The 15,006-nt window shown below is 58.6% G+C and carries 15 protein-coding genes; 7 read left to right on the forward strand and 8 right to left on the reverse strand.

All coding sequences use genetic code 11. The annotated features are described in order from the left end of the window. Positions 1 to 25: 25 nt before the first annotated feature. Positions 26 to 490 carry a CopD family protein gene (locus ACIF4X_RS06330; RefSeq protein WP_223027664.1) on the reverse strand — a complete coding sequence of 155 codons (465 nt, stop codon included), beginning with the start codon at positions 488 to 490 and terminating at the stop codon, positions 26 to 28. 99 nt (positions 491 to 589) lie between these two features. Here ACIF4X_RS06330 and dinG point away from each other — a divergent pair, with 99 nt between their 5' ends. The 5 genes from dinG (at position 590) to pdxH (ending at position 8,528) form a co-directional block, all read left to right on the forward strand. Then, complete coding sequence (dinG, locus tag ACIF4X_RS06335) at positions 590 to 2,734, forward strand: ATP-dependent DNA helicase DinG (RefSeq protein ID WP_034154974.1); 2,145 nt, start codon at positions 590 to 592, stop codon at positions 2,732 to 2,734. Positions 2,735 to 2,829: 95 nt separating this feature from the next. After that, entirely contained in the window at positions 2,830 to 5,301 is a 2,472-nt protein-coding gene (locus tag ACIF4X_RS06340; protein WP_397481415.1) for a beta-galactosidase, read from the forward strand. 189 nt (positions 5,302 to 5,490) lie between these two features. Beyond that, positions 5,491 to 6,636 carry a serine hydrolase domain-containing protein gene (locus ACIF4X_RS06345; RefSeq protein WP_397481416.1) on the forward strand — a complete coding sequence of 382 codons (1,146 nt, stop codon included), beginning with the start codon at positions 5,491 to 5,493 and terminating at the stop codon, positions 6,634 to 6,636. A 113-nt stretch (positions 6,637 to 6,749) separates the two neighbouring features. Then, positions 6,750 to 7,856 (forward strand): OmpA family protein, encoded by a 1,107-nt coding sequence (locus tag ACIF4X_RS06350; RefSeq protein WP_397481417.1) that lies wholly within the window; start codon positions 6,750 to 6,752, stop codon positions 7,854 to 7,856. 24 nt (positions 7,857 to 7,880) lie between these two features. Continuing rightward, entirely contained in the window at positions 7,881 to 8,528 is a 648-nt protein-coding gene (gene pdxH, locus ACIF4X_RS06355) for a pyridoxamine 5'-phosphate oxidase (protein ID WP_016986574.1), read from the forward strand. 5 nt (positions 8,529 to 8,533) lie between these two features. Here pdxH and ACIF4X_RS06360 read toward each other — a convergent pair whose 3' ends face one another. Further along, entirely contained in the window at positions 8,534 to 8,770 is a 237-nt protein-coding gene (locus ACIF4X_RS06360; protein ID WP_397481418.1) for a hypothetical protein, read from the reverse strand. A 180-nt stretch (positions 8,771 to 8,950) separates the two neighbouring features. Between ACIF4X_RS06360 and ACIF4X_RS06365 the strand changes: the two genes are divergently transcribed. Beyond that, positions 8,951 to 9,415, forward strand: a complete 465-nt coding sequence (locus tag ACIF4X_RS06365; protein ID WP_008086349.1) for a glycine zipper 2TM domain-containing protein — start codon at positions 8,951 to 8,953, stop codon at positions 9,413 to 9,415. 61 nt (positions 9,416 to 9,476) lie between these two features. Here the strand turns inward: ACIF4X_RS06365 and ACIF4X_RS06370 are convergent, their stop codons facing one another. From ACIF4X_RS06370 to nhaA, 6 genes are all read right to left on the reverse strand, one after another. Continuing rightward, on the reverse strand, positions 9,477 to 9,734 hold the full coding sequence (locus tag ACIF4X_RS06370; protein WP_397481419.1) for a hypothetical protein: 258 nt from the start codon (positions 9,732 to 9,734) through the stop codon (positions 9,477 to 9,479). Beyond that, positions 9,731 to 9,961 (reverse strand): hypothetical protein, encoded by a 231-nt coding sequence (locus tag ACIF4X_RS06375; protein ID WP_397481420.1) that lies wholly within the window; start codon positions 9,959 to 9,961, stop codon positions 9,731 to 9,733. The genes ACIF4X_RS06370 and ACIF4X_RS06375 overlap by 4 nt, the downstream gene beginning before the upstream one ends. After that, positions 9,958 to 11,145: a colicin E3/pyocin S6 family cytotoxin gene (locus ACIF4X_RS06380; protein ID WP_397481421.1), complete on the reverse strand. Its 1,188-nt coding sequence runs from the start codon at positions 11,143 to 11,145 to the stop codon at positions 9,958 to 9,960. Before ACIF4X_RS06380 ends, ACIF4X_RS06375 begins: the two co-directional genes overlap by 4 nt. 189 nt (positions 11,146 to 11,334) lie before the next feature. Beyond that, positions 11,335 to 12,075 carry a zeta toxin family protein gene (locus ACIF4X_RS06385; protein ID WP_397481422.1) on the reverse strand — a complete coding sequence of 247 codons (741 nt, stop codon included), beginning with the start codon at positions 12,073 to 12,075 and terminating at the stop codon, positions 11,335 to 11,337. Beyond that, a complete protein-coding gene (locus ACIF4X_RS06390) occupies positions 12,072 to 12,341 on the reverse strand; it encodes a hypothetical protein (protein WP_093438738.1) in 270 nt (89 codons plus the stop codon). Before ACIF4X_RS06390 ends, ACIF4X_RS06385 begins: the two co-directional genes overlap by 4 nt. Before the next feature lie 122 nt (positions 12,342 to 12,463). Next, positions 12,464 to 13,651: a Na+/H+ antiporter NhaA gene (gene nhaA / locus ACIF4X_RS06395; protein ID WP_397481423.1), complete on the reverse strand. Its 1,188-nt coding sequence runs from the start codon at positions 13,649 to 13,651 to the stop codon at positions 12,464 to 12,466. A 250-nt stretch (positions 13,652 to 13,901) separates the two neighbouring features. Here nhaA and ACIF4X_RS06400 point away from each other — a divergent pair, with 250 nt between their 5' ends. Next, positions 13,902 to 14,996 carry a PLP-dependent cysteine synthase family protein gene (locus tag ACIF4X_RS06400; RefSeq protein WP_397481424.1) on the forward strand — a complete coding sequence of 365 codons (1,095 nt, stop codon included), beginning with the start codon at positions 13,902 to 13,904 and terminating at the stop codon, positions 14,994 to 14,996. Positions 14,997 to 15,006: the final 10 nt, after the last annotated feature.

Consider the following 15,006-nt stretch of genomic DNA (forward strand, 5'->3'; position numbering starts at 1 on the left):
GGGCTTTTGATCTAATCCCCGATCTTCAAATCATCGGCCGAGCCGCCGCAATTGCCACCAGCACCAACCCCACAATCAAGTTAAGCCCCACCACCCGGCGAATCCGCCCCAACACCGCCGCGCCCGCCGGCCAGTCCTTCGCGTCCACCGCCGTACGCAACTCAGGCAGCATCAAGCCTTGAATCCGAATAAACAACGCCGTCATCACCACATACAGCCCCATCATCACCTGCACATATTTCGGCGCGGTCTCAAACCCGACCTGCTGCAAATGCAACATGCCCACGCCGCTGATCGGCAACAGGATCACCGCGACCCAGACCCAGCGAAAAAAACCTTGAAACACTTCCACCCACAAGGTCAGTCGGGCTGGGCCGTCGAGAGCCTTCACAGCCGCCGGGCGCAGGACCATCCAGGCGAAAAACATGCCGCCGACCCAGACCAGGGCGGACAGCACATGCAGGGGGTAAACGAGGCTAAAAGGTGTCATTGGGGCACTCCGTTCTGCGCGGGATTAATTAGCGGGGTATGATAGCCGCCATCCGAAACCACTGAAAATTTATCCAGCGTTTTTTGCGCCCGACAATCCATGATCAGCACTGAACTCAAAACCACGATCCAGGGCGCCTACTCGCGTTTTCTAGAGGCCAAGAGCCTCAAACCGCGTTACGGCCAGCGCCTGATGATCGCTGAAATCGCCAAAGTCCTCGGGGATATCGACACCGACGACGAAGGCCGGCGCAGTGGCGACCCCGCAATTGTTGCGGTGGAAGCCGGCACCGGTACCGGCAAGACCGTGGCCTACAGCATGGCGGCGATCCCGACCGCGAAAGCCGCCGGCAAACGACTGGTCATCGCCACGGCGACCGTCGCGCTGCAAGAGCAGATCGTCTACAAGGATTTGCCCGACCTGATGCGCAACAGCGGGCTGAATTTCACCTTCGCCCTGGCCAAGGGCCGTGGCCGCTACATGTGCCTGTCCAAGCTCGACATGTTGCTGCAGGAAGGTCACGCGCAAACCGCCACTGCCCAGCTGTTCGAAGAAGAAGGCTTCAAGATCGAGGTCGATGAGGCCAGTCAGAAGCTGTTCACCAGCATGATCGAGAAGCTTGCCGGGAATAAATGGGACGGTGACCGCGACAGCTGGCCCAACGCGCTGGAAGACGCCGACTGGGCACGTCTGACCACCGATCACAGCCAGTGCACCAACCGCCATTGCCCGAACTTCGGCCAGTGCGCCTTCTACAAGGCCCGCGAAGGCATGGGCAAAGTCGACGTGATCGTCACCAACCACGACATGGTCCTCGCTGACCTGGCCTTGGGCGGCGGTGCGGTACTGCCGGACCCGCGCGACACCATTTACGTGTTCGACGAAGGCCATCACCTGCCGGACAAGGCCATCGGCCACTTCGCCCACTACACGCGCCTGCGCTCCACCGCCGACTGGCTGGAAACCACCGCGAAGAACCTCACCAAACTGCTGGCCCAGCATCCGCTGCCGGGCGACCTCGGCAAATTGATCGAACAGGTGCCGGAGCTGGCGCGCGAGATCAAGGCCCAGCAGCAGTTCATGTTCAGCGCCTGCGAACAAGTCGCCGATTTCAAGCCCGGCGAAGACGTCGAAGGCCGTGAGCGCCCGCGTCATCGTTTCGTCGCCGGGGTGATTCCTGAACACATGCGCGAAATGGGCATCGAGCTGAAAAAGGGTTTCTCGCGTTTGAACGATCTGTTCACGCGCCTGACTGACTTGCTCAAGGAAGGCATGGATGGCGAGGTCAACATCGGCATCGCCAGCAATCAGGCCGAAGAGTGGTATCCGCTGTTCGGCAGCCTGTTGTCCCGTGCCTCCGGCAACTGGGAACTGTGGACGGCGTTCACCGCGGAAGACCCGGAGGACAGCCCGCCAATGGCGCGTTGGCTGACGCTTGCTGAAAGCGGTTCGCTGTTCGACATCGAGGTCAACGCCAGCCCGATTCTGGCGGCGGAAACCTTGCGTCGCAGCCTGTGGAACGTGGCGTACGGCTGTCTGGTGACCTCGGCAACGCTGACCGCGCTGGGCACTTTCGACCGCTTCCGCATGCGCGCCGGCCTGCCGAAAAAAGCCGTCACCGCCGTGGTGCCGAGCCCGTTCCATCACGCCGATGCCGGTGTGTTACGGGTGCCGGACCTGAAAGCCGACCCACGCGATGCCGCCGCTCACACGGCCGCGATCATCCGTGAGCTGCCGGATCTGGTCGAAGGTTCGCGCGGCACGCTGGTGCTGTTCTCTTCGCGCAAACAGATGCAGGACGTGTTCGACGGCCTCGACCGCGACTGGCGCAAGCAAGTGTTCATTCAGGGCAATCTGTCGAAGCAGGAAACCTTGAACAAGCACAAGGCGCGGGTCGATGGCGGGGATTCCAGCGTGCTGTTCGGTCTCGCCAGTTTTGCCGAAGGTGTCGACTTGCCTGGGGCCTACTGCGAGCACGTGGTCATTGCCAAGATTCCGTTCTCGGTGCCGGATGATCCGGTTGAAGCGGCGCTTTCGGAGTGGATCGAAGCCCGTGGCGGTAATCCGTTCATGGAAATCTCCGTGCCCGATGCTTCGCTGAAACTGGTTCAGGCCTGCGGACGCTTGCTGCGGACCGAAGAAGACCGCGGCACCATCACTTTGCTGGATCGGCGTCTGGTCACCCAGCGCTACGGCAAGGCGATCCTCAATGCGTTGCCACCTTTCCGTCGTGAAATATCCTGAGACATCGGTGGGCAGTTTTGCCCGCCGCGTTGTCTATCTCTCTGCTATCGCTTTTCCATTGGCCTTTGTTGGTCGTTAGGGAGAACTCCGTTCTTATGATCCGCCGTTCGTTGCCTGCCGTATTCGCCTTGATCTTCGCCACGCCGCTGTTTGCGGCGCCTGCGGGTCAGCAGACCCTGTTCAACTTTGTTCGTCCTGCCGACGTGGTGAAAATCGCCACCGAAAACGCTGATCTGCCGCAAGCCAACGCCGAGCAAACGCCTGAGGGTGAAGTACTGCGCCGGGTGACGTTCAATCCGGTCGCCCGTCCGACCTTGCGCCTGACGCCGCAGACCGGTGCGTGGGACTGGTCGCAGTCCGGCATGATGACCTTGCGGTTGCAGAGCGCAATGGACTGGGCGGTGACGGTCTACGTGCAGATTCAGAGCAACGACGGTCGGACACTGGTCAGTCGCGTCGACCTGCCGGCCGGCCCTGCGCAAACCCTGTTGGTACCGCTGATCGCGTCGACGCCGCTGAGTCAGGGGATGAAAGCCGGGCCGCCGATGCCGATGACGGTCGATGGTCAGCGGATTCTGCTGGCCAGCAGTAGCGGCGAAATTGATCGCAGCCAAGTGGTCTCGGTGAGTCTGTCGATGGATCAGCCGAAAGTCGCCCAGAGCTTGCTGTTGGAGCGTTTCGGCGTGCAGGACGGCGATTCGGTCACCCAAGCGGTGTACGGCAATCTGGTCGACGCCTACGGGCAGTCGACCCGCAGCAAGTGGCCGGAAAAGGTCAGCAACGACGAACAACTGAAATCCGCCGCCGCCAAGGAACAGCAACAGCTGAAAACCTGGCTGGCCGAGCGTGAGAAGTCCTCGTTGGACAAATTTGGCGGCTGGAGCAAAGGCCCGGCGTTCAAGGCCAGCGGTTTCTTCCGCACCGAAAAACGTGATGGCCGCTGGTATCTGGTCACGCCTGAGGGGCATCCGTTTTACTCCCTCGGCGTCAATACCGTCAGCCCCGACGTCAGCCAGACTTACGTGGCCGGTCGCGAGTACATGTTCGAATCTTTGCCTAAACCTGACGAACCGTTGGCCAGTCACTTCGGTGAAGGCGATAACCGTGGCGGCAATGGCGCCGATCAGGGGCGAGGTTACGGCAACGGGCGTTGGTACGACTTCTATGGCGCCAACCTGCAGCGTGTATACGGCGAACCGTGCAAAGCGCAAAGCGAAGGCAAATCCGGGGTCGCTGCAGCGGCGAAGGCTGAAGCCACTGAGACCGCCGCCGCCAAAGCCGCAGAACCTGCCGCCGTGCCGGCCGAGCCGAAGTCCGGCGTCGCTGAAGCGGCCAAGACTGAAACCGTTCAAGTGACCACTGAAAAGGTTGCCGTACCGTGCAAGGCGATGATTGATCAGCAGCAGTGGGCCAACCACACGCTGGATCGCCTGCAAGCCTGGGGCTTCAACACGGTCGGCAACTGGAGCGCCGATTCGCTGAATGAAGCCGAACGTGTGCCGTACACCTTGCCCCTTTCTATCGTCGGCGATTACACCAGTATCAGCACCGGCAGCGACTGGTGGGGCGGCATGCCCGATCCGTTCGATCCGCGTTTCGCCATGGCCACCGAGCGTGCCGTGGCCATCGCCGCCCGCGATCATCGCGATGATCCCTGGCTGATCGGCTATTACGCTGACAACGAACTGGCCTGGGCCGGCCCCGGCGATGACCCGAAATCCCGTTATGCACTGGCTTACGGCACGTTGAAAATGACCACCGACGTGCCGGCCAAACGCGCGTTCCTCAAGCAACTGCGCGACAAGTATCGCAATCAGGCAGGGTTGTCGAAGGCGTGGGGCATTGATCTGCCCGCTTGGGAATTGATGGAAGATCCGGGTTTTGTGCCGCCTCTGCCGAACCCCGAGCACCCGGAAATCGAGGCGGACTTCAAATACTTCCAGAAGGTTTTCGCCGATACCTACTTCAAAACCATTTCCGACTCGCTGAAATGGCACGCGCCGAACCAGTTGCTGCTTGGCGGCCGTTTCGCCATCAGTACCCCGGAAGCCGTGGCGTCCTGCGCGCAGTATTGCGATGTGCTGAGCTTCAATATGTACACGCTGAAACCGCAGGATGGTTATGACTTTGCTGCGTTGGGAGCTTTGGACAAACCGGTAATGATCACCGAATTCAACTTTGGCTCAGCGGATCGCGGCCCGTTCTGGGGTGGCGTGACGCAACTGAGCAAAGAAGAAGATCGCGGCCCGGCCTACGCCAACTTCCTCAAGCAGGCCTTGAGCGAGCCTTCGATTGTTGGCGTGCACTGGTTCCAGTATCTGGATCAACCGGTGACCGGGCGTCTGCTCGATGGCGAGAATGGTCACTTTGGGTTGGTGGGCGTGACCGATCTGCCGTATCAGGGCTTTGTCGAGACCGTGCGCAAAAGCAATTTGCAGGCGATTGATCAGTTGGGGCAGGAGGCGCAGAAAGCGCCGGTGCATGAAGCTGAAGGTGGCCGCAAAGGCGAGGCCGGCAAGGGCGCGGGGACAGGGCATGCGGGTGGGCATTCGGGGAATGGTCATTAAGGTTTGAAACGCTAAAAGATCGCAGCCTTCGGCAGCTCCTACAAAAGAACGCAATCCCATGTAGGAGCTGCCGCAGGCTGCGATCTTTTGATTTTGCTTTTAACCGTCTGGCCCGCAGCTGTTCCAAAATCCCTCAAGGGCTGGAACAATGCGGCCCACTTTGTAGAGCGTTTTCGCGGGGAGTTGCGGGTGCAGATTCAGGGACATTACGAGCTTCAATTTGAAGCGGTGCGCGAGGCTTTCGCCGCACTGTTCGACGATCCCCAGGAACGCGGCGCAGCCTTGTGCATCAAGGTCGGCGGAGAGACCGTCCTCGACCTCTGGTCCGGCACTGCCGACAAGGATGGCGCCGAAGCGTGGCACAGCGACACCATCGCCAACCTGTTCTCCTGCACCAAAACCTTTACCGCTGTCACCGCCCTGCAACTGGTCGCCGAAGGCAAGTTGCAACTGGATGTTCCGGTCGCCCGCTACTGGCCGGAATTCGCCGCTGCCGGCAAAGAATCCGTGACCCTGCGCCAATTGCTCTGCCACCAGGCCGGGCTGCCGGCGCTGCGCGAGCTGCTGGCACCGGAAGCCCTCTACGACTGGCAAACCATGGTCGATGCCCTTGCGGCAGAAGCACCATGGTGGACGCCGGGCACGGGGCACGGTTACGCCGCGATCACTTACGGCTGGCTGGTCGGCGAATTGCTCCGACGCGCCGACGGTCGTGGCCCGGGCGAATCGATTGTCGCCCGCGTGGCCAAGCCATTGGGCCTGGATTTCCATGTCGGTCTGGCTGACGAAGAATTTCACCGTGTCGCGCATATTGCTCGCGGCAAGGGCAACGCCGGTGATGCCGCCGCGCAACGTCTGCTGCAAGTGACCCTGCGCGAACCGACCGCCATGACCACCCGAGCTTTCACCAATCCGCCGTCGGTGCTCACCAGCACCAACAAACCGGAATGGCGACGCATGCAGCAACCGGCGGCCAATGGCCACGGCAATGCACGCAGTCTGGCCGGTTTTTATGCCGGTCTGCTCGATGGCAGCCTCCTCGAAAGCGACATGCTCGAAGAGCTGACCCGCGAACACAGCCTTGGCGAAGACAAGACCTTGTTGACCCGCACCCGCTTCGGTCTGGGCTGCATGCTTGATCAACCGGATGTGCCCAACGCCACTTACGGTCTCGGCCCTCGTGCATTCGGTCATCCGGGGGCGGGCGGTTCCATCGGTTTCGCTGATCCTGAGCATGATGTTGCCTTCGGTTTTGTGACAAATACCCTTGGGCCGTACGTCTTGATGGATCCGCGCGCGCAGAAGCTCGCGCGGGTGCTTGCCACTTGTCTGTAAAGTTTCATCCGAGGTCCCAGGGGCGGAACCTCAAGTTGTTTTTCGTTTCAAACCGACTGTTTATCCGGGCGAAAGTGCTCTGATTTTTCATTACTTCATTTTGTGGATTTTCAATGTCATCTAAAAAGACCCTCGCCCTGGCCCTGTGTGTAGCGATCACCGGTTGTGCACAGACCCCGAAAAACGATGCGGACGGCGGTAGTTGGTGGCCGTTCGGTTCTTCCGACAAAGTGGCGGCCAAAGAGCCGGCACCGGTTCCAGCTCCACTGAAACCTGCCGCCACTGCTCCGGTGGCGAAAACCGAAAGCAGCAACCCTTGGTACTGGCCGTTCGGTTCCGATGATGAAGCCGCCAAGGCTGACATGAAGGCTGAAGTAGCGCCTGAAGCCAAGAAACCGGTCGCCGTGGCCAAGGCTGACGCCGATACCGGCAGCAAGTGGTGGTGGCCGTTCGGTGGCAAGGATCAACCCACCACTCAAGCGGTGCCGATGCCGGACCCGAAAGTCACTCAAGCCTGGCTGGATGACTACGAGCCGCGCCTGCGTGAAGCGGTCAAGGACAGCAACCTGCAACTCGAACGCCGTGAAAATGTGCTGGTGGTGACCGCGCCGGTCGAAGGGTCGTTCAACCCGGATCGTCCGGCCATGCTGTTGCCGGTTACCCTCGGCCCGTTCACTCGCGTGGCGAAAATCCTCGAAGCCGACCCGAAAACTGCCGTTCTGGTATTGGGCCACAGCGACTCGAGTGGCGCTGCACCGGCCAACATCAAACTCAGCCAGGAACGTGCCCAGGCCATTGCGGCGATCTTCCGCCTCAGCGGTTTGCAGCGCGATCGCCTGATGTTGCGCGGCATGGGTTCCGAAGCCCCGCGTGCAGCCAACGACAGCGTTGAAGGCCGTGCTCTGAACCGTCGTGTCGAACTGCTGGTGACCCCACAAAACACCATGGTTGCCCTGCTGAGCAAATACAACATGCCAGCACCGAAGCCAGTGACCATGGTTGCGGCGCAAGACGTCAAGCCAGTCGCCAAACCGGTGACCCCGGCTCCTGCGGCGAAAAAGGCCGCTGTGCCGGCAACCAAAAAGGCTCCGGCCAAGAAAGCCGCTGCCAAAGCACCAGCTAAAAAGGCCCCGGCCAAGGCTCCAGCGAAGAAAACCACACCAGCCAAAGCCGCCGCGACCGACAAGAAAGTCGCCGCGACCGATACCACCAAGAAGTGATCCGCTAACGAAAAGGAATGCGCCATGACCCAGGCTCTGGCAGATATGCGTCGTGATTACACCCGGGATGGTCTGACCGAGGCGCAAGCCCCGGCCGAGCCGTTTGCGTTGTTCCACCAGTGGTTCGCCGACGCGGTGAAAACCGAACAGGCGCCGGTGGAAGCCAACGCCATGACCCTGGCCACGGTCGACCAGGATGGGCGGCCGCACTGCCGCATTCTGCTGCTCAAGGGCCTGGACGAGCAGGGCTTTACCTTCTTCACCAATTACGACAGCGCCAAGGGCCAGCATCTGGCGGCCAACCCGTTCGCCGCCATGACCTTCTTCTGGCCAACCCTCGAACGTCAGGTGCGCATCGAAGGGCGGGTGGTGAAGGTCACGCCTGCGGAGTCCGATGCGTATTATCAGGTGCGTCCGCTGGGCAGCCGTCTCGGTGCCTGGGCATCACCGCAGAGCCGGGTGATCAACGGGCGCGGTGAACTGGAAGATTTGCTCAAGGCCACCGAGCAGCGTTTCTCCGACACGCAACCCGACTGCCCTGAACACTGGGGCGGTTACCGCTTGCTGCCGGAGCGCATCGAATTCTGGCAGGGCCGTCCGAGCCGTCTGCACGATCGCCTCAACTACCGTGTGCAGGGCGCCGACTGGATTCTTGAACGTCTGGCACCCTGAGCAGTCTACCGAGCGGGATAGCCTGCCGCAGCGGTCTCGAGCCACTTCGGCAGATCCCGGCGCTTGATTTTCTGGGTCTGAGCGTTCGCCAACTGTTCGAGCATGAAGGCGCGTTTGTCTTCGTCCTTTCCGGCCAGCGACAACGCCAGATCCCGATCCATCCAGCGCTTGATCCGTACGTACAACCACCCATGGAAGTACAAACCGGCGGCAGTGGTGACGACGATGATGAAGTAATCCATGAAAATCCTTGGTGTCGGTGGCGCAGATTTGCCAATTTGGCGCTACTGTAGGGGCTATGTCAGGGAAACCTTGCAGGCGTCTGTACCGCGCCTGAATGAAAGCCAATTTATCCGGGCTGCGTCGTGACAGGCGTCAAGCAGCGGAGTTTAATGAATATATGTTCCTTTGGAGTTGATGCTATGCGTAAGTCTGTTCTGCTGGTTGCTTCCTTTTCCACGATGGCGATGTTGCTTACCGGCTGCCAATCGAGCCTGACCGGTGACTCCTACTCCCGTGACGAAGCGCGTCGCGTGCAGACGATTCGCATGGGCACCATCGAATCCCTGCGCCCGGTCAAAATCGAAGGCACCAAAACCCCGATCGGCGGTATCGCCGGTGCAGCGGTGGGTGGCGTCGGCGGTAGCGCCATCGGTGGCGGCAAGGGCAGCATCGTTGCTGCGGTCATCGGTGCGGTGGCGGGTGGTCTGATCGGTTCGGCGACTGAAGAAGGTCTGACCCGTACTCAAGGTGTGGAAATCACCGTGCGTGAAGACGACGGCAGCATGCGTGCCTATGTGCAGCAGGTTCAGGAGAATGAAGTGTTCCGCGTTGGCGAGCGCGTGCGCATCTCCACCGTTGGCGGGACCAGCCGCGTTTCGCACTAAGCGGAATGCAGGGTAAAGAAAACCCCGATCAGGTGACTGGTCGGGGTTTTTTTTAGGATATTTACTCGCTTCCATAACAACCCATTTGAAAATTGTATTTAGAGTCGTAGAAAGATCGACCGATTAAGGTTTCCAATTGCTTTATCTGCTCCTGGTCGAGGTCATAACCAAAGATTTCGTCTTCGGGATTGACCCAATGCATGATTACTCTGAGCCGCTCAATGTTTCCATCGGGAACGGGGATCTCGAAAACTAACCGAGCTGTGCGTTTATTAAATGCCTCGACGGTGTGGTTCAGCTTGAAGTTGCCATAAGTCATTCGATGCATACCAACTGAATTATATGAGTTGCGTCCAAGAGCTTTTCTCCAGTCCAGTCCTCCAAAATTTTGATCTGCTCTTCGTCTAAATCAGAGCCATCGAACTCATCTTCAGGTTGTTGCCAGTTCATCAGCGCCTTCAATGCTTCCTCGTGATGCGCCGCGATCTCTACGGTCAGGAGCAAATTCTCAGTCTTTCGATCGAATACCTCTATTACATGCTTCATTTTTCTACTCTCCTTGTGGAATCGGCAGGCTTTGTTTGTTTCCCTGTTTTCGGGTCGTATTCTCCAAGATGTTTTCCTTGCTTGGTGTATATCTCAACCTTGCCATGCTGAGAGTCCCATTCGTAAATTTTCCCCGATGCATCTTTCCAACGTCTTCGCTTTTTTCCTCCACCGCGAACGGAGGTTTTCAGTGGTGCAGGTTTCACGTCTGGAAAGGCCGGCAGCGAAACAGGTGCGGGGTGGTATTTGAAATCTTTAGGAACGTTTAAGACTATATATACCGGCTGAACCAACGAGCCAGGTGGAAAAACCAGAATAAAATCCCGATACTCCGGCGGATAAACCGGATTAACCAGAATCCCGTCCGCCGCTTTCGTCGGCGGATACACCCAGATATTCGGCGCTTGCGGTGCAGCTTCCAGCGCGGGAGTACCAAGGATGTCCGAGCCATCCACGGCAGGCGTCCAGATCAGTTCTACACCTTCGCCCAAGTCAGCAATGAACTGGCTGCCACGCAACTTGAACTGCACGACATCAACCATTTCCCAATCGCGATTCTTGCCGGTGTAGAAGCCGTAACCTTTCAGGCTGCCGTCGGCCTGTTGTTCGATCCTCAGTCGAACACGCGTTCGCGCCTGTTCAAGTCCGCGCAACTGCTCGTCGGTATACAGCGCACTGTCGCCAAGATTCGATGGCATAAACAACGCAACCAAACCAACCAAAGGCGCAACAGCCGCGCTGGGTACCACGGCGGGCAGTGCTTCAAACACCGATCCCGCCAGAGCCAGACTGCCAAATCCGGCCGGAATAGCGGTTGCGCCGATTTTCTTGAGAGGAACTGCGCCGTTTTCATCAGCCTCACGAGCGCCCAGCAAGATCAGCTCGCCGTAATCCTTCAGGCTGTCGGTCGGCACCATCCCCGAAGGACTCGAGTAATCGATAATCGCATCCGGCAATTTGCAGGACTTGGCGAATACGCAGCCAGCGCGAACGGGATCGGCTTTTTTGACCGCCACCTCACGGCTGCGCTCGAAAGCCTCCTGCCGCGCCAGCATGGCGTCGTAAGCGTTTTGTCTGGCGTCGCGCTCGGCCAGTTCCGTGGCTGTCATGTAGCGGTAGGTCACGTGATGCCCGTCGCCTTGCGGTGCATTTTGAACCCGAGGAATGTCCTTGTTGCCAGCCACTGATCGTCCTTTCGTTCATCCATCGTCAGCCCTTCGCAAAGGGCTGCGCAACGTTAACGAAGCAGGAAAATGATGGCTGTAGGACGCGTCGCTAAAGACGTGCGGATTGTTCGACGGATGCTGATCTGTAGATAGGCTGTTGTTCGAGACTCAGAGGACTGAGCCCGCAGGAAAAATTTGTTCAGCGCACTACAGTAATTTGTCGAGCACGAACTCTTTGAACCAAGGAGGCTGAGTATCTGATTTTATTTCAATCAGCTCGCCATCAGTGATCTCCGCAATCTGCGTGAGGCCTTGGTTACCTTCATCCGAGTTATCGAATATGTACGCTCTGTTCGACGTCAGGATGGCATCAGATAGAAGCTCCAAAGATCTCCAGTACCGCGCTTCTATTTTTTCAGGGGGAACGCTGTGCCCGCCTTGTGATACTCGATAGGCAACCCTGGCAATGTTGATCTGGGGATCGGCTGTAGCGACGTAGTAAACATAAACCCGGTAACCGGAAGCATGAGCTTCGGCGAGCAGTTTGACCTTGTCAGAGGACGACATGACAGTTTCAAACGTAAAGCTGATTCGCTCTTTGATCAAAGATCTTCGTATGAAGTCGGAAAGGGTTGATGCGACGTACGAGTCGATTACAGTATTTGCGAAGCTAAGCCGTTCACCGTCGATTGTCAGGGAATCCAGCTTTGCCAATGAGTGAGGGGATTTCTTGAGTAGAGCGTGCTCACGAAAGAATTCGAAGATGTGTTCTTTGTGAGCTTCGATGCGATAGGAGGTGAAGTCAAAATACCCTGTATCTTTGATTGAACGTTCTATGTCATCAGGATTTATGTAGTTTCCCAGCAAATGCGCGGGAACCAGTCGATTGAAGGTGCTTTTTCCTGACCCGTTCGGGCCGGCGAATATCCGTATTCTCGGTGTGCTCAAGAATTAACCTGTTTCGAGGATTTGTTGATGTGCAGGCGGGTGCCGCTTTTCAGGTTTCCGTAGGTACCGATTGTGCGCAAAACAACGGAACTCTTCTCTGTCACTTCAAACAGCTGACCATCTTTAGCAACGAGCACAGCAGCGCCATTGGCGAGCGCCATCTTGTAGGCGTTGCTGAATGCCTTCAGAGCGATGTCCGGAATCCGAGACTCCTGTATGGAAATCTGATCGTCCGTCATTGGGCGTTTTTCTGCTTTACGTGACATGGATGACTCCAGAATCGCTGCTGAGAAGGTGCGGCTGTCGGCTAAAGATATAGCACACTTGCAAGGTTCAGAGCCAAACCCCTCTGGATAGAAGGGCTTCGACTTTTGTAGAAAAATGCGTCTCAAGCGTTTTGCAGAGTATTGCGGCGACTCGCCGCCGCCGTCACCGCATAACCAATCAGCGCCGCCAGAATCGACCCGGTCAAAATCCCCATTCGGTCCATCCCGGCGTAATCACTCACGCCCGGCTCAAACGCCAGCGAACCAACGAACAGGCTCATGGTGAAGCCGATCCCGCAAAGAATCGCCACGCCCATGACCTGGCCCCAGTTGGCGCCTTGGGGCAGGGTGGCGATGCCGATCTTCACGGCCAGCCAGGTCAGGCCGAATACACCGACGGTCTTGCCCAGCAGCAGGCCTACCGCAATGCCCATTGGCACGTGGTGAGTGAAGCTTTCGACGGTAACACCGCTGAGCGACAGGCCGGCGTTGGCGAAGGCGAACAGCGGCAGAATGCCGTAGGCCACCCACGGATGCAGCGCATGTTCGAGGGTCAGCAGTGGCGACGGCTCGGCGTTTTTCGTGCGCAATGGAATGCAGAAGGCCAACGTCACGCCAGCCAGCGTGGCGTGGACACCGCTCTTGAGGACGCAAACCCACAGGATCAATCCGATGATCATGTACGGCCCAAGCTTGACCACCCCGAGCCGGTTCATCGCCACCAGCGCCGCGATGCACGCTGCCGCCAGGCCCAGCGACAGGGTCGACAGTTCGCCGGAATAGAAGATCGCGATGATCACGATGGCACCAAGGTCATCAATGATCGCCAGGGTCATCAGGAACAGTTTCAGTGACACCGGCACGCGCTTGCCGAGCAAGGCCAGTACGCCGAGGGCGAAGGCGATGTCGGTCGCGGTCGGAATCGCCCAGCCATCAAGGGCTGCCGGGTTGTCACGGTTGAGGAACCAGTAGATCAGCGCCGGTACCAGCATACCGCCGATCGCAGCCGCACCGGGCAGGACGATCTGCGACGGCTTGGACAATTGGCCGTCGAGGACTTCGCGCTTCACTTCCAGGCCGATGAGCAGGAAGAACATCGCCATCAGACCGTCGTTGATCCACAGCAGCAGGGGTTTGGCGATTTTCAACGCACCGATCTGCGCCACCACCGGAGTGTCGAGCAGGCCGGTGTACAGCCACGACAGTGGCGAGTTGTTGATAATCAAAGCCAGGATGGCTGCGGCGATCAATAACAGACCGCTGGCAGCTTCCAACTGAAAGAAACGCGTGAGAGTGCTACGCAGAGGCAAGGTCGCTCTCCATCGATAAAGTCAAAAGGTGGGACACCCTAACCCGTACTGTTAGTTGTTAAAACAAAAGTTATATTCTTTTTTGTTATATGTCGTTACAAGGTGTCTGGCTCAAGCCACGCTGAGCCTAGCAGTTGCCTGACATATTGAGACTCAGCTGTATCTGTGCGCGCTATCGGAATTTTCCTAAGCTGATGAGTGAGCCTTTCGAACAGCTTCATCTCCTGCCGATTCAACGAGAACCATCACCATGAGCGACAACCGACAGTGGGCCCGCGAAGCGATCCGCATCATCGAAGCGGATTTTCAGCGCAGCGCCGACACCCACCTGATTCCTTTGCCGCTGCCGGGTTTTACGGGCATCGAGTTGTATTTCAAGGATGAATCCAGCCATCCCACGGGCAGCCTCAAACATCGCCTGGCCCGTTCGTTGTTCCTCTATGCGCTGTGTAACGGCTGGCTCAAGCCCGGCGCGCCGGTGATCGAGGCGTCCAGCGGTTCAACGGCGATTTCCGAAGCGTATTTCGCGCGGATGCTGGGCCTGCCATTTATTGCGGTGATGCCGGCGACCACCTCCAAAGAGAAGATCGCGCAGATCGCGTTCTACGGTGGCCAAAGCCATCTGGTGAAAGATCCGACGCAGATCTACGCCGAATCCGAACGTCTGGCCCGTGAACATGGCGGCCATTTCATCGACCAGTTCACCTACGCCGAGCGCGCGACCGACTGGCGGGCCAACAACAACATCGCCGAATCGATCTTCCAGCAGATGCGCTATGAGAAACATCCGGAACCGAGCTGGCTGATTTCCAGCCCCGGCACCGGCGGCACCACGGCAACCCTTGGTCGTTACGTGCGCTATCGCCAGCACTGCACCCGCGTGTTGTGCGCCGATGCCGAGCGCTCGGTGTTCTTTGATTACTACCAGACCGGCGACGCCGATTTGCGCCTCGATTGCGGTTCGCGCATTGAAGGCATTGGCCGGCCACGCGTTGAGGCGTCGTTCCTGCCCAAGGTGATCGATGCAATGGTCAAAGTGCCGGACGCCTTGTCGCTGGCGGCCATGCATTATCTGGCGCAGCGTCTGGGACGGCATGTCGGCGGGTCGAGCGGGACCAATCTGATTGGTGCGCTGATGGCGGCGCAGCAGATGAAAGCGGCGGGGGAGTCGGGGTCAATCGTGGCGATTCTGTGTGATGGTGGCGAGCGGTATGCCGACACTTATTACGATCAGGATTGGCTGAAGGCTCAGGGGTACGAGTTGGCTGGGTTGATCGAGGCAGTGGCGGCGAGCGCCGAGCGTGGGGAGGCGCTGCCGACTTCAGTCCTGCGTGCAAACATCTGACACACTGAAA

Source organism: Pseudomonas sp. NPDC085632, assembly GCF_044541255.1.
GTDB lineage: Bacteria > Pseudomonadota > Gammaproteobacteria > Pseudomonadales > Pseudomonadaceae > Aquipseudomonas.